The 26,936-nt window shown below is 69.6% G+C and carries 26 protein-coding genes and 1 tRNA gene; 10 read left to right on the top strand and 17 right to left on the bottom strand.

Features of this window, described 5'->3' with window-relative positions; translation table 11 throughout:
- Nucleotides 1–54: 54 nt before the first annotated feature.
- The 4 genes from OHA61_RS19455 to OHA61_RS19470 are packed head-to-tail and all read left to right on the top strand — an operon-like array spanning nucleotide 55 to nucleotide 3,588.
- On the top strand, nucleotides 55–1,029 hold the full coding sequence (locus OHA61_RS19455) for an ABC transporter ATP-binding protein (RefSeq protein WP_361902339.1): 975 nt from the start codon (nucleotides 55–57) through the stop codon (nucleotides 1,027–1,029).
- Entirely contained in the window at nucleotides 1,026–1,943 is a 918-nt protein-coding gene (locus OHA61_RS19460; protein ID WP_406304084.1) for an ABC transporter permease, read from the top strand. The genes OHA61_RS19455 and OHA61_RS19460 overlap by 4 nt, the downstream gene beginning before the upstream one ends.
- On the top strand, nucleotides 1,940–2,851 hold the full coding sequence (locus tag OHA61_RS19465; protein ID WP_324984880.1) for an ABC transporter ATP-binding protein: 912 nt from the start codon (nucleotides 1,940–1,942) through the stop codon (nucleotides 2,849–2,851). The genes OHA61_RS19460 and OHA61_RS19465 overlap by 4 nt, the downstream gene beginning before the upstream one ends.
- 17 nt (nucleotides 2,852–2,868) lie before the next feature.
- The gene (locus OHA61_RS19470) at nucleotides 2,869–3,588 is read left to right on the top strand and encodes an ABC transporter permease subunit (RefSeq protein WP_406304085.1); all 720 of its coding nucleotides are present in this window, start codon (nucleotides 2,869–2,871) and stop codon (nucleotides 3,586–3,588) included.
- A 437-nt stretch (nucleotides 3,589–4,025) separates the two neighbouring features.
- Here the strand turns inward: OHA61_RS19470 and OHA61_RS19475 are convergent, their stop codons facing one another.
- The 9 genes from OHA61_RS19475 to OHA61_RS19515 all read right to left on the bottom strand — a co-directional run bounded on the left by OHA61_RS19475 (nucleotide 4,026) and on the right by OHA61_RS19515 (nucleotide 13,717).
- Nucleotides 4,026–4,826: an HAD family hydrolase gene (locus OHA61_RS19475; RefSeq protein WP_406304086.1), complete on the bottom strand. Its 801-nt coding sequence runs from the start codon at nucleotides 4,824–4,826 to the stop codon at nucleotides 4,026–4,028.
- Nucleotides 4,823–6,100 carry a serine--tRNA ligase gene (serS, locus tag OHA61_RS19480; protein ID WP_406304087.1) on the bottom strand — a complete coding sequence of 426 codons (1,278 nt, stop codon included), beginning with the start codon at nucleotides 6,098–6,100 and terminating at the stop codon, nucleotides 4,823–4,825. The genes OHA61_RS19475 and serS overlap by 4 nt, the downstream gene beginning before the upstream one ends.
- A 576-nt stretch (nucleotides 6,101–6,676) precedes the next feature.
- Nucleotides 6,677–7,612 carry a prephenate dehydratase gene (pheA, locus tag OHA61_RS19485; protein ID WP_406304088.1) on the bottom strand — a complete coding sequence of 312 codons (936 nt, stop codon included), beginning with the start codon at nucleotides 7,610–7,612 and terminating at the stop codon, nucleotides 6,677–6,679.
- A 132-nt stretch (nucleotides 7,613–7,744) separates the two neighbouring features.
- Nucleotides 7,745–8,995 carry an iron uptake transporter deferrochelatase/peroxidase subunit gene (gene efeB / locus OHA61_RS19490; RefSeq protein ID WP_406307399.1) on the bottom strand — a complete coding sequence of 417 codons (1,251 nt, stop codon included), beginning with the start codon at nucleotides 8,993–8,995 and terminating at the stop codon, nucleotides 7,745–7,747.
- Between the two features lie 19 nt (nucleotides 8,996–9,014).
- Nucleotides 9,015–10,931: a copper resistance CopC/CopD family protein gene (locus OHA61_RS19495; protein ID WP_406304089.1), complete on the bottom strand. Its 1,917-nt coding sequence runs from the start codon at nucleotides 10,929–10,931 to the stop codon at nucleotides 9,015–9,017.
- 22 nt (nucleotides 10,932–10,953) lie between these two features.
- Nucleotides 10,954–11,400 carry a copper chaperone PCu(A)C gene (locus OHA61_RS19500; RefSeq protein WP_406304090.1) on the bottom strand — a complete coding sequence of 149 codons (447 nt, stop codon included), beginning with the start codon at nucleotides 11,398–11,400 and terminating at the stop codon, nucleotides 10,954–10,956.
- Nucleotides 11,397–12,047: an SCO family protein gene (locus OHA61_RS19505; RefSeq protein ID WP_406304091.1), complete on the bottom strand. Its 651-nt coding sequence runs from the start codon at nucleotides 12,045–12,047 to the stop codon at nucleotides 11,397–11,399. The genes OHA61_RS19500 and OHA61_RS19505 overlap by 4 nt, the downstream gene beginning before the upstream one ends.
- A gap of 32 nt (nucleotides 12,048–12,079) precedes the next feature.
- Nucleotides 12,080–12,817, bottom strand: coding sequence for a YcnI family protein (locus OHA61_RS19510; RefSeq protein WP_406304092.1), 738 nt, complete (start codon nucleotides 12,815–12,817; stop codon nucleotides 12,080–12,082).
- Nucleotides 12,818–12,913: 96 nt separating this feature from the next.
- Nucleotides 12,914–13,717 (bottom strand): hypothetical protein, encoded by an 804-nt coding sequence (locus OHA61_RS19515; RefSeq protein ID WP_406304093.1) that lies wholly within the window; start codon nucleotides 13,715–13,717, stop codon nucleotides 12,914–12,916.
- A 227-nt stretch (nucleotides 13,718–13,944) separates the two neighbouring features.
- On the opposite strand from OHA61_RS19515, the gene OHA61_RS19520 reads away from it, so the two are divergent.
- Entirely contained in the window at nucleotides 13,945–14,406 is a 462-nt protein-coding gene (locus OHA61_RS19520; protein ID WP_361901923.1) for an ATP-binding protein, read from the top strand.
- A gap of 37 nt (nucleotides 14,407–14,443) precedes the next feature.
- Here OHA61_RS19520 and OHA61_RS19525 read toward each other — a convergent pair whose 3' ends face one another.
- Nucleotides 14,444–15,901 carry an aminopeptidase P family protein gene (locus OHA61_RS19525; protein ID WP_406304094.1) on the bottom strand — a complete coding sequence of 486 codons (1,458 nt, stop codon included), beginning with the start codon at nucleotides 15,899–15,901 and terminating at the stop codon, nucleotides 14,444–14,446.
- A 131-nt stretch (nucleotides 15,902–16,032) separates the two neighbouring features.
- Entirely contained in the window at nucleotides 16,033–17,580 is a 1,548-nt protein-coding gene (locus tag OHA61_RS19530; protein ID WP_406304096.1) for a PP2C family protein-serine/threonine phosphatase, read from the bottom strand.
- Between the two features lie 488 nt (nucleotides 17,581–18,068).
- Between OHA61_RS19530 and OHA61_RS19535 the strand changes: the two genes are divergently transcribed.
- Nucleotides 18,069–18,752, top strand: coding sequence for a bifunctional DNA primase/polymerase (locus OHA61_RS19535; protein WP_361901915.1), 684 nt, complete (start codon nucleotides 18,069–18,071; stop codon nucleotides 18,750–18,752).
- 212 nt (nucleotides 18,753–18,964) lie between these two features.
- Nucleotides 18,965–19,567 (top strand): hypothetical protein, encoded by a 603-nt coding sequence (locus tag OHA61_RS19540; protein WP_406304097.1) that lies wholly within the window; start codon nucleotides 18,965–18,967, stop codon nucleotides 19,565–19,567.
- A gap of 221 nt (nucleotides 19,568–19,788) precedes the next feature.
- Here the strand turns inward: OHA61_RS19540 and OHA61_RS19545 are convergent, their stop codons facing one another.
- From OHA61_RS19545 to OHA61_RS19555, 3 genes are all read right to left on the bottom strand, one after another.
- Entirely contained in the window at nucleotides 19,789–20,757 is a 969-nt protein-coding gene (locus OHA61_RS19545) for a DUF5926 family protein (RefSeq protein ID WP_406304098.1), read from the bottom strand.
- Nucleotides 20,758–20,959: 202 nt separating this feature from the next.
- Complete coding sequence (locus OHA61_RS19550; RefSeq protein ID WP_406304099.1) at nucleotides 20,960–21,607, bottom strand: ATP-binding protein; 648 nt, start codon at nucleotides 21,605–21,607, stop codon at nucleotides 20,960–20,962.
- Entirely contained in the window at nucleotides 21,607–22,413 is an 807-nt protein-coding gene (locus OHA61_RS19555; RefSeq protein WP_406304100.1) for a glycerophosphodiester phosphodiesterase, read from the bottom strand. The genes OHA61_RS19550 and OHA61_RS19555 overlap by 1 nt, the downstream gene beginning before the upstream one ends.
- 241 nt (nucleotides 22,414–22,654) lie before the next feature.
- Between OHA61_RS19555 and OHA61_RS19560 the strand changes: the two genes are divergently transcribed.
- Nucleotides 22,655–24,199 (top strand): trypsin-like peptidase domain-containing protein, encoded by a 1,545-nt coding sequence (locus tag OHA61_RS19560; RefSeq protein WP_406304101.1) that lies wholly within the window; start codon nucleotides 22,655–22,657, stop codon nucleotides 24,197–24,199.
- 142 nt (nucleotides 24,200–24,341) lie between these two features.
- Nucleotides 24,342–24,428 (top strand) — tRNA-Ser (locus OHA61_RS19565).
- Nucleotides 24,429–24,548: 120 nt separating this feature from the next.
- On the opposite strand, the gene OHA61_RS19570 is transcribed toward OHA61_RS19565, so the two are convergent.
- Complete coding sequence (locus tag OHA61_RS19570; protein ID WP_406304102.1) at nucleotides 24,549–24,776, bottom strand: hypothetical protein; 228 nt, start codon at nucleotides 24,774–24,776, stop codon at nucleotides 24,549–24,551.
- Nucleotides 24,777–24,882: 106 nt separating this feature from the next.
- On the opposite strand from OHA61_RS19570, the gene OHA61_RS19575 reads away from it, so the two are divergent.
- Nucleotides 24,883–25,299, top strand: coding sequence for a hypothetical protein (locus tag OHA61_RS19575; RefSeq protein ID WP_406304103.1), 417 nt, complete (start codon nucleotides 24,883–24,885; stop codon nucleotides 25,297–25,299).
- A 78-nt stretch (nucleotides 25,300–25,377) separates the two neighbouring features.
- On the opposite strand, the gene OHA61_RS19580 is transcribed toward OHA61_RS19575, so the two are convergent.
- The gene (locus OHA61_RS19580) at nucleotides 25,378–26,316 is read right to left on the bottom strand and encodes a tellurite resistance/C4-dicarboxylate transporter family protein (RefSeq protein WP_406304104.1); all 939 of its coding nucleotides are present in this window, start codon (nucleotides 26,314–26,316) and stop codon (nucleotides 25,378–25,380) included.
- Nucleotides 26,317–26,586: 270 nt separating this feature from the next.
- The gene (locus tag OHA61_RS19585; RefSeq protein WP_361901894.1) at nucleotides 26,587–26,817 is read right to left on the bottom strand and encodes a LuxR C-terminal-related transcriptional regulator; all 231 of its coding nucleotides are present in this window, start codon (nucleotides 26,815–26,817) and stop codon (nucleotides 26,587–26,589) included.
- Nucleotides 26,818–26,936: the final 119 nt, after the last annotated feature.

Genomic DNA, 26,936 nt, shown 5'->3' on the forward strand with positions numbered 1-26,936 from the left:
GCCGTCCAGGCTGACGCCCGATGTGTCGTGCGCCACTACCTTCGAAATGTGACTGTGATCGCGACCGAAAGCCTGAGCAAGCGGTTCCCCCGGGTGACCGCGCTTGACCGGCTCTCCTTGGACATCGGACCCGGTGTGACCGGCCTGGTGGGCGCCAACGGAGCCGGCAAGTCAACGTTGATCAAGATCCTGCTGGGTCTGTCCCCTGCCACGGAGGGCCGTGCCGCCGTGCTCGGCCTCGACGTCGCCACGAGCGGCGCCGCCATCCGGGAACAGGTGGGGTACATGCCCGAGCACGACTGCCTGCCGCCCGATGTCTCGGCCACCGAGTTCGTCGTCCACATGGCGCGCATGTCCGGGCTGCCGCCGACGGCCGCCCGCGAGCGCACCGCCGACACGCTGCGCCATGTCGGCCTGTACGAGGAGCGGTACCGCCCCATCGGCGGCTACTCGACCGGCATGAAACAGCGCGTCAAGCTCGCGCAGGCTCTCGTCCACGACCCGAAGCTGGTCCTCCTGGACGAGCCGACCAACGGTCTCGACCCGGTCGGCCGAGACGAGATGCTGAACCTGATCCGCCGCATCCACACCGACTTCGGCATCTCGGTCCTGGTCACCTCGCACCTCCTCGGCGAACTCGAACGCACCTGTGACCATGTCGTCGTCATCGACGGCGGCTCGCTGCTGCGCTCCAGTTCGACCAGCGACTTCACCCAGATCACCACGACCCTCGCGGTCGAGGTCACCGACACGGACACCCATCCCGACGGCACCGCGGTGCTCCGTGAGGCGCTCGCCGCCGCCGGAATCACGCTCCACGCGCGCGTGGAGGAAGGTCTGCCCGGAGCGGGTCACATCCTGCTCGTCGAGGCGACGGGCGAGGAGACGTACGACGTCGTGCGCGACACCGTCGCCGGGCTCGGCCTCGGTCTCGTACGGATGGAACAGCGCCGCCACCACATCGCCGAGGTCTTCCGCCCCGAAGGCCCCCAGAGCGCGGCCCAGCCCATGGAGGTGCAGGCGCGATGAGCACAGAGCTCACCGGAGTCCCGGGCAGCGGGGTCCAGAACGAGACCACCCGGATCCACAACATCGGATACCGCAACTACGAAGGTCCGCGGCTCGGCCGGGCGTACGCCCGCCGCTCGCTCTACTCGCAGTCGCTGCGCGGCGCGTACGGACTGGGCCGCTCGGCCAAGTCCAAGGTCCTGCCGATGATCCTCTTCGCAGTGATGTGCCTGCCTGCGGCGATCATCGTCGCGGTCGCCGTCGCCACGAAGCTCAAGGACCTGCCGCTCGACTACACCCGCTACGCGATCGTCACCCAGGCGGTCATCGGGCTGTTCCTCGCCGCGCAGGCCCCGCAGTCCGTCTCACGCGATCTGCGCTTCAAGACGGTTCCGCTGTACTTCTCGCGTCCCATCGAGCGCATCGACTACGTACTCGCCAAGTACGGGGCCATGGCCTCGGCGCTGTTCGTGCTCACCGCGGCGCCCCTGGTCGTCCTCTACATCGGTTCGCTGCTCGCCAAGATGGACTTCGCGGACCAGACGAAGGGCTTCGCGCAGGGCATGATCTCGGTCGCGCTCCTGTCCGTACTCTTCGGCGGCATCGGCCTGGTGATGGCCGCGCTCACCCCGCGCCGGGGCTTCGGCGTCGCCGCCGTCATCGCGACGATGACCATCACCTACGGCGCGGTCTCCACCGTCCAGGCGATCGCCTGGGAGACCGGATCGCCTGAAGTGATCAAGTGGCTCGGCCTCTTCTCGCCGGTCACGCTCATCGACGGCGTACAGACCGCCTTCCTCGGCGCCACCTCGGCCTTCCCGGGCGAGGCGGGCCCCGGGGCGGGCCCAGGCATGGTCTATCTGCTCGTCGTCCTCGCGCTCGTCGCCGGCTCGTACGCCGTACTGATGCGCCGCTACCGAAAGGTCGGGCTGTGACCACCATCAACATCGAGCACACCTCGCGGTGGTTCGGAAATGTCGTGGCCGTCAACGACGTGACCATGACCGTCGGCCCCGGCGTCACCGGACTGCTCGGCCCCAACGGCGCCGGAAAGTCCACCATCATCAACATGATGGGTGGTTTCCTGGCTCCCTCGACGGGAAGCGTCACGCTCGACGGTCAGCCGATCTGGCGCAACGAGTCGGTCTACCGGCAGATCGGCGTCGTACCGGAGCGGGAAGCCATGTACGACTTCCTCACCGGCCGCGAATTCGTCGTCGCCAACGCCGAGTTGCACAATCTGGGCAAGAAGGCCGCCCAGAAGGCGCTCGCCACGGTCGAGATGGAGTACGCGCAGGACCGCAAGATCGCGACGTACAGCAAGGGCATGCGGCAGCGCGTGAAGATGGCGTCCGCCCTCGTGCACGAGCCGTCCGTGCTGCTGCTCGACGAGCCCTTCAACGGGATGGACCCGCGCCAGCGCATGCAGCTGATGGACCTGCTGCGGCGGATGGGCGCGGAAGGCCGCACCGTGCTGTTCTCCTCGCACATCCTGGAGGAGGTCGAGCAACTCGCCTCGCACATCGAGGTGATCGTGGCAGGACGGCATGCCGCGTCCGGCGACTTCCGCAAGATCCGCCGGCTGATGACGGACCGGCCGCACCGCTATCTCGTACGGTCCAGCGACGACCGGGCGCTTGCCGCGGCCCTGATCGCCGACCCGTCGACGGCGGGCATCGAGGTCGACCTGGCCGAGGGCGCGCTGCGCATCCAGGCCGTCGACTTCGGCCGGTTCACCGAGCTGCTGCCGCGAGTCGCCCGCGAGCACTCGATCCGGCTGCTGACGGTCTCGCCCTCGGACGAGTCCCTCGAATCGGTCTTCTCCTACCTCGTAGCGGCCTGAAAGGAGCTGTGACGTCCATGTACAACCCCACAGTCGCCCGGCTCACCTATCGGGCCGTGCTCGGCAGGCGCCGCGCGGCGATCCTGTTCGTACTGCCCGGTCTGCTGCTGCTCATCGCGGTGGCGGTCCGAAGCTTCAACGGCCTGGACGACCAGGTCGCTTCCAACCTCCTCGGCGGATTCGCCATCGCCACGATGGTGCCGCTGATCGGAGTGATCGCGGGCACCGGCGCGATCGGGCCCGAGATCGACGACGGGTCGATCGTCTATCTGCTGGCCAAGCCGGTGAAGCGCCCGACGATCATCTTCACGAAGCTGATCGTGGCCATCGCGATCACCATGGCCTTCTCCGCGATTCCCACGCTGATCGCCGGATTCATCCTCAACGGCAACGGCCAGCAGGTCGCCGTCGCCTACACGGTCGCCGCGCTGGTCGCCTCGATCGCGTACAGCGCGCTGTTCCTTCTCCTCGGGACGGTCAGCCGCCATGCGGTCGTCATCGGACTCGTCTACGCGCTGGTGTGGGAGACGCTGTTCGGCAGCCTCGTTCCGGGGGCGCGCACGCTGAGCGTGCAGCAGTGGTCGCTGGCACTCGCCGAGAAGATCGGCGGGGAGGGGCTGATCGGCTCGGACGTGGGGCTGCCGCTCGCCGTGACGCTGCTGGCGGGAGTCACGGTGGTGGCGACCTGGTACGCCGGTCAGAAGCTGAGGGTGCTGAAGCTCGCCGGCGAGGAGTGATCCGGAAGGCCCTTCAGTAATCGGGCAGTTCGTCCTCGGCCCCCGTCCTCAGGGCGGGGGCCGACGCGTACCGGCAGGGCGCCGGAAAATCAGTGGCAGCGAACCGTCCGCCGGGGCACAGTAGTTGAGCCGGGCGCACGTCAGTGCGACCGACGCCACCGACCGGGAGAGGAGCGCGGCGATGACCGAGAGTACGAGTGCGAGTCCGTCGAGCTCCCCACAGGGCAGCGCCGGGCAGGCAGCGGAGTAGCCACCGACACTCCGCGAGGCCGCCCGCAGGCAGCTGCCCGGGGGGCGGCCGCTTCGAGCGCGCATCTGCGCGGGCCGCCCCCTCCCGGTTCGGGCCCTTCCCCGTGACCGCCCGACGCATGGGCACCGGGGCCGGGGTGTTGTGCCACCCGTTCCGCTCCAGCGGAACGAATGCCCACAACGGTGCGTCAGCCCAGCAACCGCTCCAGTACCACCGCGATGCCGTCGCGTTCGTTCGACGCCGTGATCTCGTGCGCCACGGCCTTCAGCTCTTCATGCGCATTGGCCATCGCCACACCGTGCGCCGCCCACCCGAACATCGGGATGTCGTTCGGCATGTCGCCGAACGCGATCGTGTCCGCGGCCCGCAGCCCAAGGCGCCTCGCCGCCAGCGACAGCCCCGTCGCCTTGCTCAGCCCCAGCGGCAGCATCTCCACGATGCCCGCGCCCGCCATCACCACGTTCACCAGGCTGCCCACCGTCGCCCTGGCCACCCTCGCCAGCGCGTCGTCGTCCAGCTCCGGATGCTGGATGTACACCTTGTTCAGCGGGGTCGACCACAGCTCGGCCGGGTCCTCGTACGCCACCACCGGCAGCGGGCCTCCCTGCACCCGGTACCCGGGTCCGACCAGCACTTCGCCGTCGAGCCCGTCGCGGCTCGCGGCCAGCGCCAGCGGGCCGACCTCCGCCTCGATCTTGGAGAGCGCGAGCGAGGCCAGTTGCCGGTCCAGCGTCAGGGACGTCAGCAGCCGGTGCTCGCCCGCGTGGTAGACCTGCGCGCCCTGGCCGCAGACGGCGAGGCCCTCGTAGCCCAGGTCGTCCAGGATGTGCCGGGTCCAGGGCACGGCACGTCCGGTGACGATGATGTGCGCGGCGCCCGCCGCGGTGGCCGCGGCGAGCGCGTCGCGCGTGCGCTGCGAGACCGTGTCGTCGTCACGCAGCAGCGTGCCGTCGAGATCGGTCGCGATCAGGCGGTACGGCAAGCTCACTTGGAGACCGGTTCAAGCACTTCACGGCCGCCGAGATACGGCCGGAGCACCTCGGGCACCCGCACCGAACCGTCCGCCAGCTGGTGGTTCTCCAGGATCGCCACGATCGTGCGCGGTACGGCGCACAGCGTGCCGTTCAGCGTCGCCAGCGGCTGCACCTTCTTGCCGTCGCGCATCCGGACCGACAGGCGGCGCGCCTGGAAGCCGTCGCAGTTGGAGGCGGAGGTCAGCTCGCGGTACTTGCCCTGCGTCGGGATCCAGGCCTCGCAGTCGTACTTGCGCGAGGCGGAGGCGCCCAGGTCGCCGGTGGCCACATCGATCACCTGGAACGGCAGCTCCAGGCCGGTCAGCCACTGCTTCTCCCAGTCGAGGAGCCGCTTGTGCTCGGCCTCCGCGTCCTCGGGAGCGACGTACGAGAACATCTCGACCTTGTCGAACTGGTGCACCCGGAAGATGCCGCGGGTGTCCTTGCCGTACGTCCCGGCCTCGCGGCGGAAGCACGGCGAGAAGCCGGCGTAGCGCAGCGGCAGCTTGTCCGCGTCGATGATCTCGTCCATGTGGTACGCCGCGAGCGGGACCTCGGAGGTGCCGACCAGGTAGTAGTCGTCCTTCTCCAAGTGGTAGACGTTCTCGGCGGCCTGGCCGAGGAAGCCCGTGCCCTCCATGGCACGCGGCCGGACCAGCGCGGGCGTCAGCATCGGGATGAACCCGGCCTGTGTCGCCTGCGCGATCGCGGCGTTGACGAGCGCGAGTTCGAGCAGCGCGCCGACGCCCGTCAGGTAGTAGAAGCGCGATCCCGACACCTTGGCGCCGCGCTCGACGTCGATGGCGCCGAGCGCCTCGCCGAGCTCCAGGTGGTCCTTGGGCTCGAAGCCCTCTGCGCCGAAGTCGCGGATCGTGCCGTGCGTCTCGAGGACGACGAAGTCCTCCTCGCCGCCGACCGGGACGTCCTCGTGGACGATGTTCCCGAGCAGGAGCAGCAGCCGCCTGGCCTCTTCGTCGGCCTCGTCCTGGGCCGCATCGGCAGCCTTGACGTCGGCCTTCAGCAGCTCGGCCCTCTTCAGCAGCTCGGCGCGCTCTTCGGGAGTGGCCCTGGGGATGAGCTTGCCGAGCTGCCTCTGCTCGGAACGCAGCTCGTCGAAGCGGAGGCCGGACGACCTGCGCCGCTCATCGGCCTGGAGCAGGGCGTCGACGAGCTCGACGTCCTCTCCACGGGCGCGCTGGGAGGCGCGAACACGGTCGGGGTCCTCACGGAGCAGGCGAAGGTCAATCACCCCACCAGGCTACCGGTGCCGACTCGCTCAACCTCACTCGATATTGCCTTGCGTGTCACTATGTCCGAATTGCCGGAATTTAGAAAGCCGCCGCCAATTCACCGGGCAGGCGTCAATAAACGCTCGACCACTCGCCGAAATGGGGCATCCAGCCGTTGTCTGAATTGACCCGTTTCCCTTGCGGGGGTGGGACTCGGGCCCATCTTGTCCACAGGGATGCGGACGGTCGCACAGTTATCCACAGGTTGTGTGCGAGATCTGTGGACCACGGAAATGATCATTTCCAATGTCGGGCGTGGGCCGGAGGATTCCCCTTCCAAACCCACCTCACACGCTCATTCGGGTGGGAATTCCTCGCTCCAAAGAGTTGATCAATGGAATTGAGGTGACACAAGCCACCGTGCGCACCTGTGGACGGAAGTGGGCGACTGGACCGATTTGTCGACCATGTCGTGTTGTGTTGTCGACTTGTCCCCAGGTCGAGAAGCGTGCCTGTGGATAACTTCTGTGGATAACGAAAATCTGCAGGTAGGACCGGGTCGGACCCCGGACCCCGACCCGGGACCCGGAGTTGGCTCAGGCCCGGCCGTCCTGGCAGCGCGCCAGCCAGTCGGACGCCGCTGTGAACTCCGCGTCCGACGTCCCCGCACGCAGCGCCCGTACGTCCCCGACCTCCACACCCGCCCGCGGATACGAACCGAGGAAGCGCACATTCGGACAGATCCGCTTCAGCCCCATCAGCGCCTCGCCCACCCGGCGGTCCGAGATATGGCCCTCCGCGTCCACGGCGAAGCAGTAGTTCCCGATCCCCGCACCCGTCGGCCGGGACTGGATCAGCATCAGGTTGACCCCGCGCACCGCGAACTCCTGGAGCAGTTCGAGCAGCGCGCCCGGGTGGTCGTCCCCCAGCCAGATGACCACCGACGTCTTGTCCGCACCGGTCGGCGCCGCGGGCCTGGCCGGACGGCCGACCAGCACGAACCGGGTCTCCGCGTTCTCGGCGTCGTGGATCTCGGTGACCAGCGGCTCAAGGCCGTAGGTGACCGCCGCGAACTCGCCCGCGAAGGCCGCGTCGTAGCGGCCCTCCTGCACCAGCCGCGCGCCGTCCGCGTTCGACGCGGCCGACTCCCACAGGGCATCGGGAAGATTGGCGCGCAGCCAGTTGCGCACCTGCGGCTGGGCGACCGGATGGCCGGTCACCGTCTTCACCTCGGACAGTTTGGTGCCCGGGCGTACCAGCAGCGCGAAGGCGATGGGCAGCAGCACCTCGCGGTAGATCATCAGCGGTTCGCCGGAGGCGAGCTCGTCGAGGGTCGCGGTGACGCCGCCCTCGACGGAGTTCTCGATCGGTACGAGGGCGGCCGCGGCGTCCCCGTTGCGTACCGCATCGAGTGCGGCGGGCACGGACACCATCGGGACGAGCTCCCGCGTGGCGGCCTCCGGAAGCGTGCGCAGGGCCGCCTCGGTGAAGGTGCCCTCGGGGCCGAGATAGGTATAACGAGTGGCTGACATACGTCATCCTCGATGGAGCGGCAGCGGCGGCGTCGGTGACCGCGCACGCCCCCGGCCGGGGGTTCGGGGTTGTCCCCCGATGTATGCAGCGCGCGTGGCCGACATACCGTCACCCTAATGGGCCCGGGGTCCTCAGGACTCCAGGAGCCGCTGTCCCACGTACTCGCCCTCCTGTGGCCCGCCCGGCACCGCGAACAGCCCGCTCGCCTCGTGCCGGATGAACGCCGACAGTGCATCGCCCCGGTCGAGCTTGCGCTGCACCGGAACGAAGCCGCGCAGCGGATCGGCCTGCCAGCAGATGAAGAGCAGCCCGGCGTCCGGCGTCCCGTCGGCGCCGATCCCGTCGTGGAAGGAGAAGGGCCGCCGCAGCATCGCCGCGCCGCCGTTCTGCTCGGGCGCGGAGATCCGGGCATGGGCGTTGTCCGGGATGACGAGCTTGCCGTCCGGGCCGGTCTTGTCGAGCGCGAGCTCGGTCGTCTCACTGCCGCCGCTGAGCGGAGCGCCGTCGGACTTGCGACGGCCGATGACCTGCTCCTGCTTCGTGAGCGGAAGCTGTTCCCAGTCGTCGAGCAGCATCCGGATCCGGCGTACGACGGCGTACGAGCCGCCGGCCATCCACGCGTACGTGGACCCCGAGGTCCCCGACGTCCCCGACGGCACGAAGATCCGCTTGTCGAAGTCGGGCTCGGACGGCTTCGGATTGCGGGTGCCGTCGATCTGGCCCATCAGATTGCGCGCGGTCATCGGCTTCCCGGTGGCCCCCGGCGAACGGTTGAAGCCGTCCATCTGCCAGCGCACCCGTGCCGCGTCCCCCGCCGCCTTCTGGATCGCGCGCAGCGCGTGGAAGGCGACCAGCGCGTCGTCCGCGCCGATCTGTACCCACAGATCGCCGTCCGACCGCTTCTTGTCCAGCTGGTCCGAGGAGAACGCCGGCAGCGGATCCAGCTGCGGCGGGCGCTGCGCCACCAGCCCCGTACGGTCGAAGAAGCTGCGGCCGAAGCCGAACGTGACCGTCAGCGAGGACGGCCCGGCGTCCAGCGCGACGCCCGTGTCGCCCTCGCCCGCCGCCCGGCCCGCCATCAGCTCGCTCGCGAGCGCGGACCAGCGGCGCAGCAGCGCGGCGGCTTCCTTGCGGCCGGCACCGGGAGCCAGGTCGAAGGCGATCACATGGCCGCGGGCCTGGAGCGGTGTGGTGATGCCCGCCTGATGGGTGCCGTGGAAGGGGATGCCGGTCGAGCCGAGCGTCGACAGCGCGGTCGGGTCGCCGCCGGAGGCCGCGGCATGTGCGGCGGCGCCGCCCGCGGCACCCAGCACAAGACCGGTGGCGCCGGCCGCACCCACGGTGCCCAGCAGCCGCCGTCTGGAGATGTCGTTGTCGCGCACAGGGTCACTCACGGGTGGGTCAGCCGATCTTGATGTTCTCGTCGGTGGTGGTCTGGTCGATGTCGGAGGTCCGCACGGTTACCTGGACCTGCCAGTCGCCGGGCATCGGGATCTGGACCGCGTCCGCGCTCCAGTGTCCCGTGGCGACGCGGTCGGGCGTGATCGGCAGCGGGCCGATCTGCTTCGCCTTGAGGGTGAAGGAGACCTTCACCTCGGGCACGTCCATCGGCTTCAGCTCCGGGCTGTAGATCCAGACGTGCATCACGTTGGCGCCGGAAGTGGCCGGGTCGAGGCTGAGCCGGACGGTGCCCTTGCCGTTCTTGCCGCCGGTGTCGAAGGGTAGCCTGATCTCGGTGGGGCCGTTCGGCACGGCCGCGGCGGCCTGCGAGCCCGAGGCGTTGGCGGCCTCTTCTTCCGTACGGCCCGGTTCGGTGGACGTCAGGATGGTGGTCACGGCCAGCAGGACCACCGCGATGCCCGCCTCGGCCAGTACGGAACGGTGCAGTCCGGAACGCACCGGGTCGGCGTCCCTGGCCTTGTCGCGGGCCTTCTTCTTCTGGGCCGTGGCCACTGCGGCCTTCTGCCGGGCGAGTTGGGCGGCGCGCTCGGCATCCTCGGCAACCTCGGCAACCGGGTCCGCCTCCTCGACGGCCTCCTCCTCGTCGGCCTCGGTCACCTCCGCCGACTCGGCGAGCTGCGCCGTCCACCGGCGCGAGATCCACGCGACGCTCACCAGGACGACGACCAGCCCCACCTTGATCAGAAGCAGCTGCCCGTACCACGTCCCGGTCAGCGCCGACCAGGAGCCGACCTGCCGCCAGGACTGGTAGATCCCGGTCGCCGCGAGCACGATCACACTGGCGAACGCCACCTTGGAGAACCGCCGTACCGCGGCCCGCTCGATCGACGGCGCACGGTAGAGCGCGGTCAGCAGCGCCGCGAGCCCGCCGAGCCAGGTCGCGACGGCCAGCAGATGAGTGATGTCCACGGGCATCGCGAGTCCCGGCTGAATGCCCGTCGACGCATGCTCCGAGAGCGCCCATGTCGCCGCGATCCCCGCCGCGACGACCGCGCCGCCGACGGCGAGACCGAAGGTCAGGTCCTTCTTCTCGCCCTCGTCCTCCCGCTTCGCGTACGCCCCGAAGAGCACGGCGATGAACAGCGCGGCCGCCCCCAGCAGCATCAGCCGGGAGCTGAGTGCGGCGCCGGTCTTGGTCTGCAGGACGTCCTGCAGACCGCCGAGGTCGAAGGCGTCCGCCAGTTTCCCGGAGCCCGTGTACGGGGTGCGCAGCAGCAGCGTCGCGAGAGTGGCCGCGGTGAGCGTCACCCACCCGCGTACGACCAGGCGTTGCAGCGGCCGTACGGAAGCGCCCCGCTGCCAGCAGGCGAGCACGAAGGCCGCGCCGCCTGTCAGCAGCACGAAGCCCGCGTACGAGGCGTAGCGCGCGATGTCGTAGAGGACGCCGACCACTCCGCCGCCGGCCTTCTGGTCGGGAACAACTGCGGTGGTCTTGGAGGGCGCTCCGATGGAGAAGGTGAAGGCACCGGAGACGGGATGGCTGTCGGCCGAGACGGCCTGCCAGGCCACCGTGTAGGTGCCGTCGGGCAGTCCGGGCAGCAGATCGACGCCGTAGATGACCTTGCCGCCGGTGCCGAGGTCGCGGACGGCGGCCTTGTCGGCGCGTTTGCCGCTGGGTTCGAGGACCCGGATCGAGTCCTTCCCCATGGCCACCTGCTCGGAGAAGGTGAGCGTGACGTCCTTGGGTGCGGTGGCGACCACCGCCCCGTCCTTCGGGTTGCTCCCGGTCAGCGCGGCGTGCGCCGACGCGGGGCTCGCACCGGCCAGGAGCGCACCGAAGAGCGTGCCGGCGAGCACGATCGCGGCGAGCAGCAGCCGGAGGGGGGACGGGCCGAAGCGCGGGGCGGTGGCTGTCATGGATTGATCAGTCCCTCGGTGCTCAGTGCTTCTTCGGGTTGTACGTGGGCTCCTTGACGGGAAGTTCGACCGTGATCGGGTCGGACTCCTCGAAGCGCAGCTCCACGGTGACCTTCTCGCCCTGCTTCGGCTGCTGCTTGAGCTTCATGAACATGATGTGGTTTCCACCGCGTTCGAGATCGAGCTCGCCGTCCGCCGGGACGTCGAAGGCCTTCACCTCCTGCATCGACTGGTTCTTCGACTCGTGGATCGTGATGTCGTCGGAGATGTCGCTGGTGATGGTGGTGAGCCTGTCCGCCCCGCCACCGCTGTTGTGCACGGTCAGAAAACCGGCTGCGATGTCGCCGACGGGCTGTGGCATGAACCCGCCGCTGACCTTCAACTCCGGTTTGGAGTCGGACGAGCAGCCCGCCAGCGCCAGCCCCGCGGTCAGGGCCATGACGGCAGCGAGGGACGTACGCCGGTTCACGGGCGCTCCCCGCGGATGATCTTCGGGAGGTCCTTGGCGTAGTCGTCCGCCGTGGTGCCCTCGCCGTAGAGCACATAGCCCTTGTCGGTCTTCGGGGAGAAGGCGATGACCTGAGCGCCGTGCATGGAGACGACCGTGCCGTCCTTCTCCTTCTTCGGCGGGTCGATGCCGATGCCGATCTGGCGTGCGCCGGCCTGGATGGTCGGGAAGTCGCCGGTGAGCCCGGTGAAGGACGGGTCTCCGGCGCTCGGCAGCCACTTGGCGAGCTCGGCCGGGGTGTCGCGCTCCGGATCGGTGGTGACGAACACGACCTGGAGCTTGTCCTGGTCGGCCTTGGGGAGCTGCTTCCTGGCGATGGCGATATTGCTCATCGTCAGCGGGCAGACGTCGGGGCAGTGCGTGTAGCCGAAGTAGATCAGCGTCGGCTTGCCCTTGGTCTGCTCACGCAGGTCGTACTTCTTGCCGTGGGTGTCCGTAAGGACGAGGTTCGGCTTGGTGAACGGCTGGTCGAGCACGGTCGCGGGCCGGTTCGCCCCGGCCGAGACATCGGCGACGGGGCTCTTGGCGGAGTCGTCGCCCGAGCAGGCGGAAAGGCTGAGCGCCGCGGCCACGACGAGCGTGGCCGCAAGCACGGTCTTCTTGCGCATGGAGAAATGTCCCAAGTGTGGTGTACGGACCGTCAGGAGGAGCGACGCCGGCCGGCCAGGACACCGAAGGCCACACCCGCGATGCCGACCAGGATGCCGACGACCGCCAGGATGCGGGCTGTCGTGTCGCTGCTGTCGGCGGACGCGGTCTCGGACTTCGTGTCCTCGTCGTGTCCGGCGTTCTTGCCGTCCTTCGCGGACGCGTCCTTCGCGCTCCCGCCGTGGTGGTCCTCCGTCGCGGCCGACAGCTTCAGGACGGGCGCGGGGGACTCGGGCTCCGGGGCGCCCTCCTTCGCCTCCTCGATCCAGCGCACGACCTCCTTGTTGTCGTACGTCTGCAGTGCCTTGAACACCAACTGGTCGGTGTCCTCGGGCAGTCGGCCTAGGGAGACGGGGAACTGCTGGAACTCGCCCGGAGCGATCTTCCCGCCGTCCGCGGTCCACGTGATCTTGGAAGGGGCCTCGGTGATCTGCTTGCCGTGCACCTCAAGAGGCTTGGCCAGCTTGGCCTTGGTGACCACGGCCTTCCAGCCGGGGACGGGCTGCGGCATGGCGGAGGCCATGGGGTGGTCGGCGGGGAGGCTGACTTCGAGTTTCACCGTCGCGGCGTTGTCGCGCTCGTTGGGGACCTTGAAGTTGACGGTCGCGTAACCGCCTTTGGCGGCCTCGCCCTGCGGCTGCACGCTGACGTGAGCGAAGGCGGTGCCCGAGAGGAGCAGCACGGAGGAAGCGGCGATTCCGGTCGCGACAGCGATACGGGAAACGTTCATGGGTGAGGACACTCCACAGTTCAGAAGAGGTGAGTGTGTGCCGGGCGCATACGGATGCGCGGACACCACGGCACCACTCCCGTCGAGTGGGCCGCGTCAGGCTGCCAGAGCGAGGCGGGCGGGAGGCCCGCGCCTGATCACCGTGTGCTGGAGTGCCTCACCGGCGAGGGGCACGGGAGGGGCGGAGGAGATCCGGGCAGTGCGCGGATCCACCGCGGGCACCACGGCCAGACCGGAACGCAGTGCCCGTACGAGACAGAGAGCGGCACGCAGCGAACGCAGCCGCCCCGCCTCGGCCACCTCATGGGCCGAGTCCGCCGACAGGCGGACCAGCCGCACCAGCGCCAGATCCCCGCGCCGCAGCAGCCAGCCGGTCGCGAGCGCGGCCAGCAGATGCCCCAGCAGCATGGGGAGGGAGGGCAGCAGCTCCGGCGAAGCGACGGCGGTCTGCGCCATGTGCTCATGGCCGAGGTGTCCGCCGGGTCCGCCCTGTCCGGGCGGGGTGATGCCGGAGGTGGTGACGATCCGCCGGGCGTCCGCGGGGCTGATCGAGGCGGCGCCCGCCCCGCACATCAGCTTCGCGGCCATCCTGATCAACGCGTCGTCCGCCGTCGGGGCGAGGCGCAGCTGATGCTGTCCGAGCCCGAACAGGGCGTGCAGGGAAAGCTGTCCGGCGGTGAGCGCGACGGCGATGGACGGCAGCGAGCGCACGCGTCCCGCGAACGGCGCGACCAGCGCGAACATTCCGATGAAGCCTGCCGCAAGCGTCCACCAGGGAATCGCGGCGCAGGCCGCCAGCGCATGTCCCGTCGCGGACAGCACAACGCAGACCGCGGTGAACACCGCGGCCCTCAGCAGCCGGGGACCGGCTCCGGCGCGCGCAACGGGAAGGGACGACATGGCCGGGTCATCATCGCACTGTGCCCACAGCGCCCATACGGCAGGTCCGGAAGATCCCTTTTCTGAAGCGCATCCCCGCGCACGAGGACCCAAGCACCGGCGCATACACCGCCACCCGAACCGTGCGCATCCGCCGAATGAGCGCAATCACATCAACTGTGTGCTTACGCACGGTGTCTTACGGCAATACGTATCGGTATGTCGAGCCGCAGCCAGGAGGCCGGAGCATGAGCATCTGGTGGTCACTGCACTTGCGGCGCGATGCCGCGAGCGTCCCGCTCGCCCGCCGCCTGTTGCTCGGCACGATGGAGACCGCGGGAGTCGATCCCGACATCTCCTACGATCTGTCGGTCGCCCTCAGCGAGGCCTGCGCGAACGCCGTGGAACACGGCGGCGGCCAGGGGGCCGGGGAGGCCTCGGCGGCCTACCGCGTAACCGCGTATCTGGACGGCGAGACATGCCGTATCGAAGTGGCCGATTCGGGGCCCGGCTTTCCCGTCCGGCGCGGTGGGCAGTGCGCACATACCGCGCAACCACCGCCCCCGACCGCCGAAAGCGGCCGCGGTCTGTGTCTTATCGAGCAGCTCGCCGACCATGTTCATGTCCGCAACCGGCCGGGCCGGGGTGCGGTGGTCAGCTTCGACAAGATCCTCAAATGGCGGGAGGGTGCGCTGCTCAAGGTCTCCTGAGCAGCGCGCCCTCCGGCGGGGATGTCCGGCGTACGGGTCAGCCCTTGAGCGAGGACATCCAGGCCTCGACCTCGTCGGCCTGCCGCGGCAGCGCCGCCGACAGATTGCGGTTGCCGTCCTCGGTCACCAGGATGTCGTCCTCGATCCGGACACCGATGCCGCGGTACTCCTGCGGCACGGTCAGGTCGTCCGCCTGGAAGTAGAGCCCGGGCTCCACCGTCAGACACATGCCCGGCTCCAGGGTCCCGTCGACATAGGCCTCGGTGCGCGCTGCGGCGCAGTCGTGGACGTCCATGCCGAGCATGTGGCCCGTGCCGTGCAGCGTCCAGCGGCGCTGCAGACCCAGCTCCAGCACCCGCTCCACCGGACCCTCGATCAGACCCCACTCGACGAGCTTCTCGGCGAGCACCCGCTGCGAGGCGTCGTGGAAGTCGCGGAACTTGGCACCCGGCTTCACGGCCGCGATGCCCGCCTCCTGGGACTCGTACACCGCGTCGTAGATCTTGCGCTGCAGTTCGTTGAAGCGGCCGTTGACCGGCAGCGTGCGCGTGATGTCCGCGGTGTAGAGGGTGTGGGTCTCCACGCCGGCGTCCAGCAGCAGCAGCTCGCCGGAGCGGACCGGGCCGTCGTTGCGCACCCAGTGCAGGGTGGTCGCGTGCGGCCCCGCGGCGCAGATCGAGCCGTAGCCGATGTCGTTGCCCTCGACGCGGGCGCGCAGGAAGAAGGTGCCCTCGATGTAGCGCTCGCTGGTCGCCTCGGCCTTGTCCAGGACCCTGACGACGTCCTCGAAGCCGCGCGCGGTGGAGTCGCACGCCTTCTGGAGCTCGCCGATCTCGAACTCGTCCTTCACGGCACGCGCCTCGGAGAGGTAGACGCGCAGTTCCTCGTCGCGCTCCGCGGTGACCTTGTCGGTCAGCGCCGCCTCGATACCGGCGTCGTGGCCACGCACGACGCGGACCGGGCCGCTCGCCTCGCGCAGCTTCTCCGGCAGCTCGCGCACGTCCTTGGCCGGGATGCCCAGCAGCTGCTCTGCCTCGGCCAGGGAGTGACGGCGGCCGACCCACAGCTCACCCTGGCCCGACAGCCAGAACTCGCCGTTCTCACGGTTGGAGCGCGGCAGCAGGTAGACGGTGGCCTTGTGCGCGCCGTTCTTGGGCTCCAGAACGAGGACGCCGTCCTCGGTCAGGTCGCCGGTGAGGTAGGCGTACTCGGTGGAGGCGCGGAAGGCGTACTCGGTGTCATTGGAACGGGTCTTCAGATTGCCCGCCGGGATCACCAGGCGCTCGCCGGGAAAACGTGCCGACAGCGCGGCACGGCGGGCGGCGGTCTGCGAGGCCTGCGCGATGGGCTCCAGGTCGCGCAGCTCGGTGTCGGCCCAGCCCGTCGTCATGTTCTCGGCGAGCTCGTCGGACACGCCCGGGTACAGGCCGTTCTTACGCTGCTTGATCGGCTGCTCTTCTTCTTCCGGGGTCTCCGGGGGGAGCTCCTCGGCCACGTCTGCCTCCTGGGCCTGTCGGCCTTTCCTGATACGACACTGGACCTCCCCTGGCTTTGGCCGGGGGCGTCCTCACCATCGTATGTGTGAGCGGAAGACGGCCAGGTGTCCTGTGGAAAACGCGTGAGGAATCAGTCAAAACGGGCAGCGAGCAACACCACGTCCTCACCGGTGTCGGCCTCGTCGAGACCCTCGGGCAGCACGGTGCGCAGCACATGCTCGGCGATCGCTCCCGGGTCGTCGCGCAGCGACTTCGGCACGCTCGCGGCCGCCGCGTGCAGCCGGGCGAAAGCCCGGTCCATCGGGTCACCGGTACGCCGCAGCAGCCCGTCCGTGTAGAGCAGCACCGTTTCTCCGGGTTCGGGTGAGAGCTCCACGCTCGGCGCCTCCCAGCAGGCGAGCATCCCCAGCGGCGCGGACAGGGACGTCTCGACGAACTCGGTACGCCGCTCCCCGACCACCAGCGGCGGTGTGTGCCCGGCGCCGGCCAGCACGATCTTCCTGGCGGCAGGCTCCGCGTACGCGAAGAGCGCGGTCGCGGTACGGGCCGGTTCCGTCAGCCGCAGCAGCAGCTCCAGATCGGACAGTACGGCGACGGGGTCCTCGCCCTCCATCACCGCGTACGCCCGAAGGGAGGCCCGCAGCCTTCCCATGGCGGCCATCGCGCTGGGGCCGGAGCCGCTGACCGATCCGACCGCGAGGCCCAGCGCTCCCTCGGGCAGCGGCAGCGCGTCGTACCAGTCGCCGCCGCCCGCAGTGGTGCGGTGTCTGACGGCGAGCTGGACGCCGGGCACCCGGGGCAGCCGGCTGGGCAGCAGTTCCTCGGCGACGGTCGCGACCGTCGCGCGTGCCTGCTCCAGCTCGACGAGCCGGGCCAGATGCTCGGTGGCGTAGCGCATGTAGAGCCCGGCCAGATGGCACTGGCGCTCCACCGGGGTGGCGGGCTCGTCGTACATCCACACGGCGGCGCCGAGCGTTCCGGCCGCTTCGGAGGCGAGCGGCACGGTGTAACTGGCGGCGTAGCCGAGGCGGACGACCACTTCGCGGTGGCGGGAGTCGAGCGTCTCGTCGCCGAGCAGATCGGGCTGGGCGACAGCCTCGGGAGGTCCGTCCGGGCCGGGCCGTCCGTCCGGGAGGCGGCCGTCGAGGATCCGCCCGTAGACGGTCGCGGTGCGCGGCACCGTCTCGATGTGGCCAAGTTCGGCATGGGTGAACCCGAGGCCCTTGGTGAGGGCGGGACCGCGGTCCGGCTCGAAACAGTCGGCCCGTGAGGCGGCCGAGGCGGGTTCGAGGACGACCAGGCCGCGCCGGGCGCCGACGAGGGCGGCACCGGCGCGCAGCAGTTCATGGAGGGCGTCGTCGAGCGAAGCGGTCCGGACCAGGCGCTCGGTGAGTTCGTGGAGGGTGGTCAGGTCGGAGACCCAGCCTGCGAGCCGGTCCTGAATCACCGCTCCGGGAGGCGCCGGTGCGGCGGGGATGGCGGGCAGGGTGGCGGCAGTGTGCGTGGGGTTGGGAACCGTTGAATCGATTCCAGCCACTTTCGGCAGGTGAGAGGGGCTCATGGCAGCCGGCTTTCCGACTGGTGCGTTTTGCTCAATAGCATCGCAAACCCCCATGTCATTCTGCGCCGCTATCAATGCATCCACATGTACACGCACAAGTAAGGGGATGTCCAGCATTGGACCAGTGGGATCGGTGGTGTCTAGGTGACCTTGAACTTGGCCGAAAAATGCACCCCCTGGCGGTCAATTGAGGTCGACTGAGGGCTGTTCGGCAGGGGGGATCCTCCCAGGGCGAAGCCCGAGGGGGAGTCATTCCAAGCGGGATGGGTACCTAAACGGTGATGGCCAGGGGCAGTTGAGACCGCCCCGGAACCTGGCGACGGGCCCGGGCGTCATAACAGCCGGAGGCCGCGCCTCATCCCCGCGCGGCGGGGAAAAGTTCAGCGGGACTGCAAGCGCCAGGCGCGCGCCACCCCTCGCCACGCGTTTAATGGACTACAGCCCACGTTCGGCCCCCGGGCGGCGATCCTGCCGCAGGCGAAGCGGCGGGCCGCCCATGCCACCGGCAAGGGGCGGCGATGCGCCGACTTGTACGCACAGTGAAGAGCTGCACACAAGTTGTGTTGTGGTGGACCTCGGCGTTCAACGGAAAGGAACGAGCGCTCATGCGCGAGATCCTCGGAAGGCGACGCAGGCTCCGGTTCCGGCGCAAGAGGGGGCCTGTCCAGCTCGACGCGGCGCTCACCTGCGCCGCCGGGTGGCAATGGCCCGTACTCCCCGGTGTGGGACTGAAAGCGGCCGGAAGTCGCGGTGACCGCGGGCGCGGCTGCGCCTGCCCCGACCCCGAGTGCGTCGTACCCGGCGCGCACCCCTTCGACCCCGGAATCCTCGCGGCGACGACGGATGAGCGCATGGTGCGCTGGTGGTGGACCAACCGGCCCACCGCTCCGATCATGCTGGCCACCGGAGGGCGTGCGCCCTGCGCCGTCAGCCTGCCGGCAGTCGCCGGGGCGCGAGCCCTGTCGGCACTGGACCGGATGGGCATGCGGCTCGGCCCGGTCGTGGCCACGCCCACCCGCTGGTCGCTGCTTGTGGCTCCGTACACCCTCGAACGGCTCGGTGAACTTCTCTTCGTCAAGGACTGCGTGCCCAGTTCACTGCGCTTCCACGGAGAGGGCGGCTATCTCGTGCTGCCGCCTTCCGAGATCGGGACGGGGCAGGTGCGCTGGGAACGCGCGCCGCTGCCCGGCTCCGCGGCTCCGTGGCTGCCGGATGTGGAGGCGGTGGTGGACGCGCTGGTCGAGGCGAGCACCAGCGCACCGGACGGCGGCAGCCGTCTCGCTTACTGACCGACTCACTGACCGCGCGTGCTGCCAGCGCGCGTACTGACACCGTGCAGCAGTGACAACGTGCACTGATCCGGGCCGGCTCCGTCACTCGTACGGGTAGGAGCCGGCCCGAGTTGTACGGGCATTGGGCGCGCGGCGTCCCGGGCGCCCGCATTCCGTCGCTATCTTCGGCCCACCGTCAACAATTTCCCGCGTAGTCGGCAGGTGGACCCATGAATTTCCGCATGATCGGGCTCTGCGCTGTCGTGGTGTTCGCGGCGCTGCTGCCGCTTGCCGCGTTCGCCGGGCCGAGTGACGGAATCTGGCCGGGATCCGGCGCTGCGCCCCTGGACGAGGCGAAGCCGAAAACCGATGCCCGGCCCGGCCTGCTGCCCGGGCTCGGCTCCGCCGAAGGGCGCGGCGACGGGGCAGGCGCCTCCGGCCCCGCCGAGCCCTCGGGTGTGACCGGCGCCACTGCCCCGCAGACTTCGGCCCGATGTGGGCCGGAACTCACCTCTCCCGACGGGGTCGAGGCTCAGACCTGCGTACTGAGAGAGGGGCGCGACACCTGGGCGCGTACCTACTACCGCAATGCGACGGGCGAGGAATTGAGCTCCGTACTCACTCTGATGGGGCCCGGAGGGCGCACTTTGCAGACCAACTGTGAGGTCGAGGCGGGCGACGAACCGGATGTCTGTGATACGCCCCGTGAGCTCTCGCGAGGGCCTGTTGCGGATTATTCGGCGGTGGCGGAGTTCGCTACTGCGGACGAGGCGGGCGAAGGGCCGCTGCTGCTGCGATCCGGGAGCAACTCCGCTGCTCCGGCTGGCCGTTGAGGAATGAGCCATTCCGCGGAAATGGAAGCGCCCGGTCGCTGGCGACGGGGGATGCACCAGCGACCGGGCTTCTAGAACGGTAACAAGAGATCGGCGGTTCGCAAATTCGATCTCGGGTATTCGGACAGGGATTTACTTGCCCGTAGGGCGAGTTGTGACTGGAGTCACGCCCCCTGCCTTCGGCGGGGGGACCCCCAATCGGTTCGACGAAAGCGTCACTCTCAGCTCAGGGTGACTTGGCGGTTGGTGAGCCCGCCGCGCGCCCGGCGCTCCTCGGCGGTCAGCGGAGCGTCCGTCCGAAGAGCCTTGGCCAGCCGCTCGGCGAGCTCGGCCGCGGGCTTCTCGCACTCCTCGGCGCCCATCCCGCTCGGCAGGTCCCACACGGGGACCATCAGGCCGTGCGCGCGGAAGGAGCCGACCAGCCGCGTGCCCTCGCCGAGGGAGGAGGTGCCTGCGGCGTGCAGCCGGGCGAGCGCGTCGAGGAGCTGCTCCTCGGGGTGCGGCATGACCCAGCGCAGATGGTTCTTCTCCGGGGTCTCGCACCAGTAGGCGGCGTCGGCGGCGGAGAGCTTCACGGTCGGGATCGCCGCGGCGTTCGCGCGCTCCAGCGATGCGGCGACCTCGGGGGTGGCGTTCTCCGCGGAGTCCGGGACCCAGAACTCGAAGCCGGAGTGGACGACCGGCTCGAAGGGGGCGCTCTCGTCGAGGAGGTCCTGAAGGCGGGGCCCGTCGGCGGGCACCCGCTCGGCGGCGACCGGGGTGCCGGGCTCGGCGCTCAGCGCACGCCGGAGCGTGTCGGCCAGATCGCGGCTCAGATCGCCCGACGACGTGTCGTTCTGCAGGCCGAGCAGCACGGAGCCGTCGTCGCGGCGCAGCGCGGGCCAGGCCATCGGCAGTACGGTCGCGAGGGTCACCGAGGGCACGCCCTCGGGCCGTCCGCCCTTCAGGGTCAGCTCTACGGTCGCGGCGGGCACCAGCTCGCGCAGAGCTACCCAGTCGCACTCGCCGGGCAGGCCCTCGAAGGGACGCTGGACCAGCTCGGTCACGGCGTGCGCGGCGGCCCGGCCGTGACAGGCCTTGTAGCGGCGGCCCGATCCGCACGGGCAGGGCTCGCGGGCCCCGACGACCGGAATCTCCCCGCTTTCGATCTGGGGCTTGGCGGCCTTCGTCTGGGGGCGCTTCTTGGCCATGTGTGGCTCTCTCCCGACTGCGGTGGTGCTGTGTCGGGCGCGAGCCTAGTCCTCTGTCGCCGCCACGGGGGAGCAGCGGCTCACATGCGCGGCCTGGTGTGCCGAACCGGTGGTGCCGGTTCCGCTCCCCGTGTCCCACTCCCCGTTCCGGTCCTTCGCCCCGCTTTCCGCTCCCCGCTTCGGTCGGGCTTGGGCCGCGGCTTCAGTCGAGGTCGTCGTACGAGTCCGCGAAGTCGAAGCCGGGGCCGGCGACGCGCGTAGCGAAATCCTCGCGGCGGTGCCCTTCGGTGACGATGACCCACACGGTGACCTCACCGGCCGCGCTGTCCCGGACACCCCAGTCCTGGGCGAGCGCGCTGATGATGTTGAGCCCGCGGCCACCACGCGCCGTGACCGAAGGCGTGGCCGGAACCGGTCGGGTCGGACCGCCTCCGTCCGTCACTTCCACCGTGAGTCGGCCCACCGCGTCGACCCGCCATTCCGCGCGGATGTCGCTGTCGCCCACCTCGGCGTGGCCCAGCGGCCTGCCATGACGGCATGCGTTGCTGAGAAGCTCGGAAAGGATAAGAACTGCATCGTCGACGACCGTTTCGGACATACCGCTGCGTCGCAATTGCTCCCGCATACGGTGTCTCGCCTCACCCACGCCCGCAGGGCCATGGGATACGGCCATGCTCGACGACGTGGGCACCTCCTGTGCCACCACCAACGCCACCCCCGAGACCTCCTTTGCCCCACGCCACGGTGTGAATGCCCCAATGGACTGGACCGGAAACCGGCCAACGGCAGGCCAGTGACGCACTCGTAACGATCGAATACGGACCGAACGCGCCGGTGCACTCCCTGTCATCAGAGTGAGCGACGACCCAACTGGGACAGCACCTGTTTGGGGCGATTGGTGATGATTGCCTCGACGCCCAGCCGGGCACAGAGCTCCACGTCCTCCGGCTCATTGACCGTCCAGACATGGACGGGATGGCCCGCGCGGTGCAGCCGGTCGATGTAGCCGGGGTGGTTGCGTACGATCCGCATCCCCGGTCCCGCGATCCGCGCGCCGGCCGGCAGCCGTCCGTCGCGCAGCCGCGGGGTCACGAACTGCATCAGATAGACGGTGGGCAGATTCGGCGAGGCCGCGGAGACGCGGTGCAGCGAGCGGGCCGAGAAGCTCATGATCCGTACGGGGGAGTCGTCGGCCGTGGCCGGATCGGCCAGCCCGAAGCGGCCGAGCAGCTGGATCAGCCGCTCCTCCACCTGGTCCGCCCAGCGGGTGGGGTGCTTGGTCTCGATCGCCAGCTCGATACGACGCCCGGAGTCGGCCACCAGCTCCAGCAGCCGCTCCAGGGTCAGTACGGACGTGAAGGACGGGTCTCCCCAGTCGGGGCTCTCCTCGCTGTCCTTCCAGGACCCGAAGTCGAGGGCGGCGAGATCCGCGAGCTCCAGGGCGGAGACGGCGCCCCGGCCGTTGGACGTGCGGTTGATGCGCCGGTCGTGGACACAGACGAGATGGCCGTCCGCGGTGAGCCGTACATCGCACTCGAGGGCGTCCGCGCCGTCCTCGATGGCCTTCTTGTACGCGGCGAGGGTGTGCTCGGGCGCGTCCTCGGAGGCGCCTCGGTGGGCGACGACCTGGATGTTGTGCTGTCGTGCTTGAGTCACCGCGTCATGGTGTCACCGCAACGGGGTAGGCGGGTGTCGGGGGCCGTCATGTGTCACTCGCAGGTCCGTCCGAAGGGCGTGCGGTATCTGTCCGGCGGCCCTGGAGATGCGTCCGTTTTGCTGGACGTAAAGGATTACGTAGATACGCACAGGTCCCGCTTACAGTGGCCTGACGGGCTGTGGGAAAAGCTGTCCGCAGACACTTGCATGGCGCCGACGTGGAATCTGAGGAGAAACAGCTGTGAGCACCGAGAACGAGGGCAACGAGGGCACTGCGGTACCGGCCGCCCCGTCCGTACCTCCTGTGCCGGCCGCTGCTCCCGCGGGCATGCCCGCGTCCACCGAGGGAGCCGGGGCGGACCGGGCGCCTCACACGGACGGGGCCACCCGGACCATCGAGCCGGCAGCGGCCGCGGTCGAGGAGCCCGGGCACTCCCCCCAGCCCGAGCCCACCACCGCGCCGCTGCCCGGTCCCGTACCCGCCGCCGCACCGACCGGGGCCCAGCCGCAGGGAGCCGGCTGGCCGACGCCCCCGCCCGCACTGCCCTCGTACGGGGGCGGTTCCTACGGGGGCGGCTCCCACGGGGGCGGCGACAGCGGTGGCGGCCCGGTCTGGGGAGCCCCCGCGCAGGTCTCGGAGCCCCCGCGCAAGCGTTCCGGCGGCCTGGTCGCCGCGGTGCTCGTGGCCGCGCTCGTCGCGGGCGGTGTCGGCGGCGGCATCGGCTACTGGGCCGCCGAGCACAACGACGACGGCATCGACTCGACCACGGTCTCCGCGGCCGACACCCCCAAGGACTTCAAGCGCGAGCCGGGCACGGTCGCCGCGGTCGCGGCCAAGGCGCTGCCGAGCGTGGTCACCATCGAGGCGAAGGCAGGCGGCGCCGACGTCGGCGAGAGCAGTGAGACCGAGGGCGGCACGGGCACAGGCTTCGTGTATGACAAGGAAGGCCACATCCTCACCAACAACCATGTGGTGGCCTCCGCGGCCGACGGCGGCACACTGTCCGCGACGTTCTCCAACGGCAAGAAGTACGACGCCGAAGTGATCGGCCGGGCGCAGGGCTACGACGTCGCCGTACTGAAGCTGAAGAACGCGCCCTCGGGGCTGAACCCGCTGGCCCTCGGCGACTCCGAGCAGGTCGCCGTCGGCGACTCGACCATCGCGATCGGCGCGCCCTTCGGCCTGTCGAACACCGTCACCACCGGCATCATCAGCGCGAAGAACCGCCCGGTCGCCTCCGGCGACGGCTCCAGCGGCAAGAACTCGTACATGAGCGCCCTGCAGACCGACGCCTCGATCAACCCGGGCAACTCCGGCGGCCCACTGCTCGATGCGCGCGGCGCGGTCATCGGCATCAACTCCGCGATCCAGTCGGCGGGCAGCGGCCTCGGCCAGACGCAGGCGGGCTCGATCGGCCTCGGCTTCGCCATCCCGATCAACCAGGCGAAGAACGTCGCAGTACAGCTGATCAAGACGGGCAAGCCGGTCTACCCGGTGATCGGCGCCACGGTCGACATGTCGGGCAAGGACTCCGGCGCCAAGATCGCCACCCAGAGCACGGGCGGTACCCCGCCGGTCTCCCCGAACGGCCCGGCGGCGAAGGCGGGCCTCAAGGCGGGCGACGTCATCACCCAGTTCAACGGCAAGCCGGTGGAGAGCGGCCCGACGCTGATCAGCGAAATCTGGAACCACAAGCCGGGCGACAAGGTGACGCTCACGTACGAGCGCGACGGCAAGGAACACACGGCGGAGGTCGTCCTGGGCAAGCGCACGGGCGACAGCTGACCGGCGGCGCTCTTTCGGCACGGGAGAACTCTGTACGGAGAGAGCGCGGTGCGGGAGAACTCGTTACGGGAGAACACTGCTGCGACGCACGACGCGGGGCCGGTAGTCTGTAGCCCGCTCCGCCGCAGGTGGCCGGGGCGTGGGTGGGTTGCCCGAGCGGCCTAAGGGAACGGTCTTGAAAACCGTCGTGGCAGCGATGTCACCGTGGGTTCAAATCCCACACCCACCGCAGGTGAACGGCCCCTGACCAGGTAACTCGGTCAGGGGCCGTTCTCATGAGCTCTGCCCTCTAGCGACCACCGTTCCCCGCTGTTACCCGACCGAACGGGCACGGGAGGGGCACGGCACTCTAGGCGCGATCGCGCCGCGAACGTATCTGCCGGTAGACGTTCGCGGAGACGATCAGGCTCACATAGGGCATCGCCGGGCCGCCGGGCCTGAACGGGTTCTCCATGATCGCCTTCTCCGCCTCTGGGGACCGGAGCTGTACCGCACCGCCGGGGATGTCGCGCTCGCGCAGGATCTGGCGGCGAATCATGTCCCGCGCCAGGCAGGCGTCGCACCCGCCTTTCGCCATGCGCACGCCTCAACTCATCACCTCCACAAAGTAGTTGACAGGTGATCGAGGGCGACGCTTTGATCTAGCACTCGTAACGACCCGACACCTACAGGGGGAACGCTTGATGAAGCGCAGCACGGTAGCAAAGACCGGTATGGCTCTCGCGGCGAGCGTCATCATCGTCGGGGGCACGGCGGGCTCGGCCTCCGCAAGCGGAAGCAATGTGACTATCTCCCGGACCTGGGGCACGGCGACCTTTACGACCTACGGCGACGAGTTGAAGGTGAAGGACCAGTCCGCGGACGGCTACAGCGTGCAGGCCAAGATCCAGCGCTGGCAGAAGGTCAACATCGACGCGTGGAGCTGGGTGGACCACCGGACCGGCTGCTACGACACGACCACCAAGAACGACACAACCGACGGCTACTCGATCTGCGACTACGACCTGACCGAGAACGACACGGTCCGGGTCTGCATCGTCCGCTCGAAGGACGGCGTCCGCTACGGCGACTGGGTCTGCAGCGCCGAGACGCAGGCCTGATTCCTGCCGCCCTTCGCGCCCCCGGCCCGCCCTTGCCGCGTGCGGCCGCGGGCGCGCTGGGCGCGCAGGACACATGGCTCAACGGGCGCAGGAGCGGAGCAGACCGGCGAGGGTCAGGAACCAGGCTGCCACCGCGCTCCAGAGAAGGGCACGCCCGACCGTGTCGAGCCAGGGGATGTCCGTGGCGGTGGAGACCGAGAGGGTGGCGACGGCGGTAATGCCCATGGGAAAGACCGTGGACCAGCGACGGATGTCGTAGTGCAGGCGGGGGCGGGCCAGTTCGGCGGTGAGGAGGACGGCGTGCCAGGCGAGGGCGAGGGCGAGCAGGACCAGGGTGGTGGTGCGGAGCGCTTCGTGGGCGGACCCGGTCCAGAGTGGGGAGAGGATCAGCTTTGAGCCGGCCAGGGACGAGATCGCGAGCGCGCCGGATGCGATCCACTGGTCTCCGGCACCGCGCCAGGTCTGCCGGAAGTCGTAGCGGGTGAGGGCTTCGAGGTAGAGCGCGAGGCCCAGGCAGAAAAGGACGAGCGCCGCCCACGTCAGCCAGTCGCCCGCGCCGGCCAGGACGAGGGTGCCGGAGAGGACGGCGAGAGACTGCGTCGCGACGCACACCAGGAACACGGACCCGGGCATCGGGCGCTTCCAGTGCCGGGCGACGGCGGTCAGCAGACCGGGCCAGAGTGCGGAGGCCAGCGCGAGCAGAGCGGCGGCGAGATGATGAAGGCCGGCGAGTGAACTCCGGGTGCCGAGAAGGGCGGTGGCGGCGACGGCGGTCAGCGCGGGCGGTGTGTCTGCCTCGGCGAACCAGCGCGGCCGGTCCCGGACCAGTCGGAAGCCGACGTCGAGGGCGAGCACCAGCCAGAGCGCCCCGGCCAGCGCGAAGGCCACCGCCGACAGGACGGTGTAGCCGATCAGTAGCAGGCCGACCGACAGGGCGCCGGTGGCCAGGACCGCGCCCCCGGCCGCGGGGGGAACCACGGGCGGGGAGAAAGGAGATGTGCGGGGACGGGCGGTCACGTCTCGCAGTCTTCCGCCCGCACAGTTCCTCGCGCCCTTGGACACGCGTGCCTACCCTGCGGGGGAGCGACGACTGCTCGTATTGGGCGCGGATGACCCGCGTTGAGCTGACCTGCGCGCTCGCTGCCGAGGCGTTGCTGGAACAGTTTGGGGCCATAAGGCCCGAGTGCCCGCCGACGACCGGTGGTGTGCACGACTCCACCGACGAGCCGCGGGCCGGTGAGGACTGGGACTTCCCCGAGTTGCAGCGCGACCTCCGCGGCCTGGGTGTCACAGTCCCAGGGAAATGGCCCATCGGGTGAGTTCGGCGGTGCTGTTGATGTTGAGCTTGGCCCGGATACGGCGGAGATAGGTGTCGACCGTGTGCTTGGAGAGCCCCATCTGACGGGCCGCTTGCAGGTAGGTGCACCCTGAGGCGATATGGCGAAGGGTCTCCAGCTCACGCGGGGCCAGCACAGGTGCGGGGGCTTCCGTATGCAGCGTGGTGGGTGCGAAACGCATGGGATTTCCTCCGACGAATCGGCTCGGTCATCACTGCTCACACCCTCGGAAGCAGTGGATAAATGCCTAAATGCTGCATTTTGTCCGCTTTCGAAAAGGCTGACTGCGTGACTTCATGA

The organism is Streptomyces sp. NBC_00885 (assembly GCF_045207475.1).
In the GTDB taxonomy this organism is placed as follows: domain Bacteria; phylum Actinomycetota; class Actinomycetes; order Streptomycetales; family Streptomycetaceae; genus Streptomyces.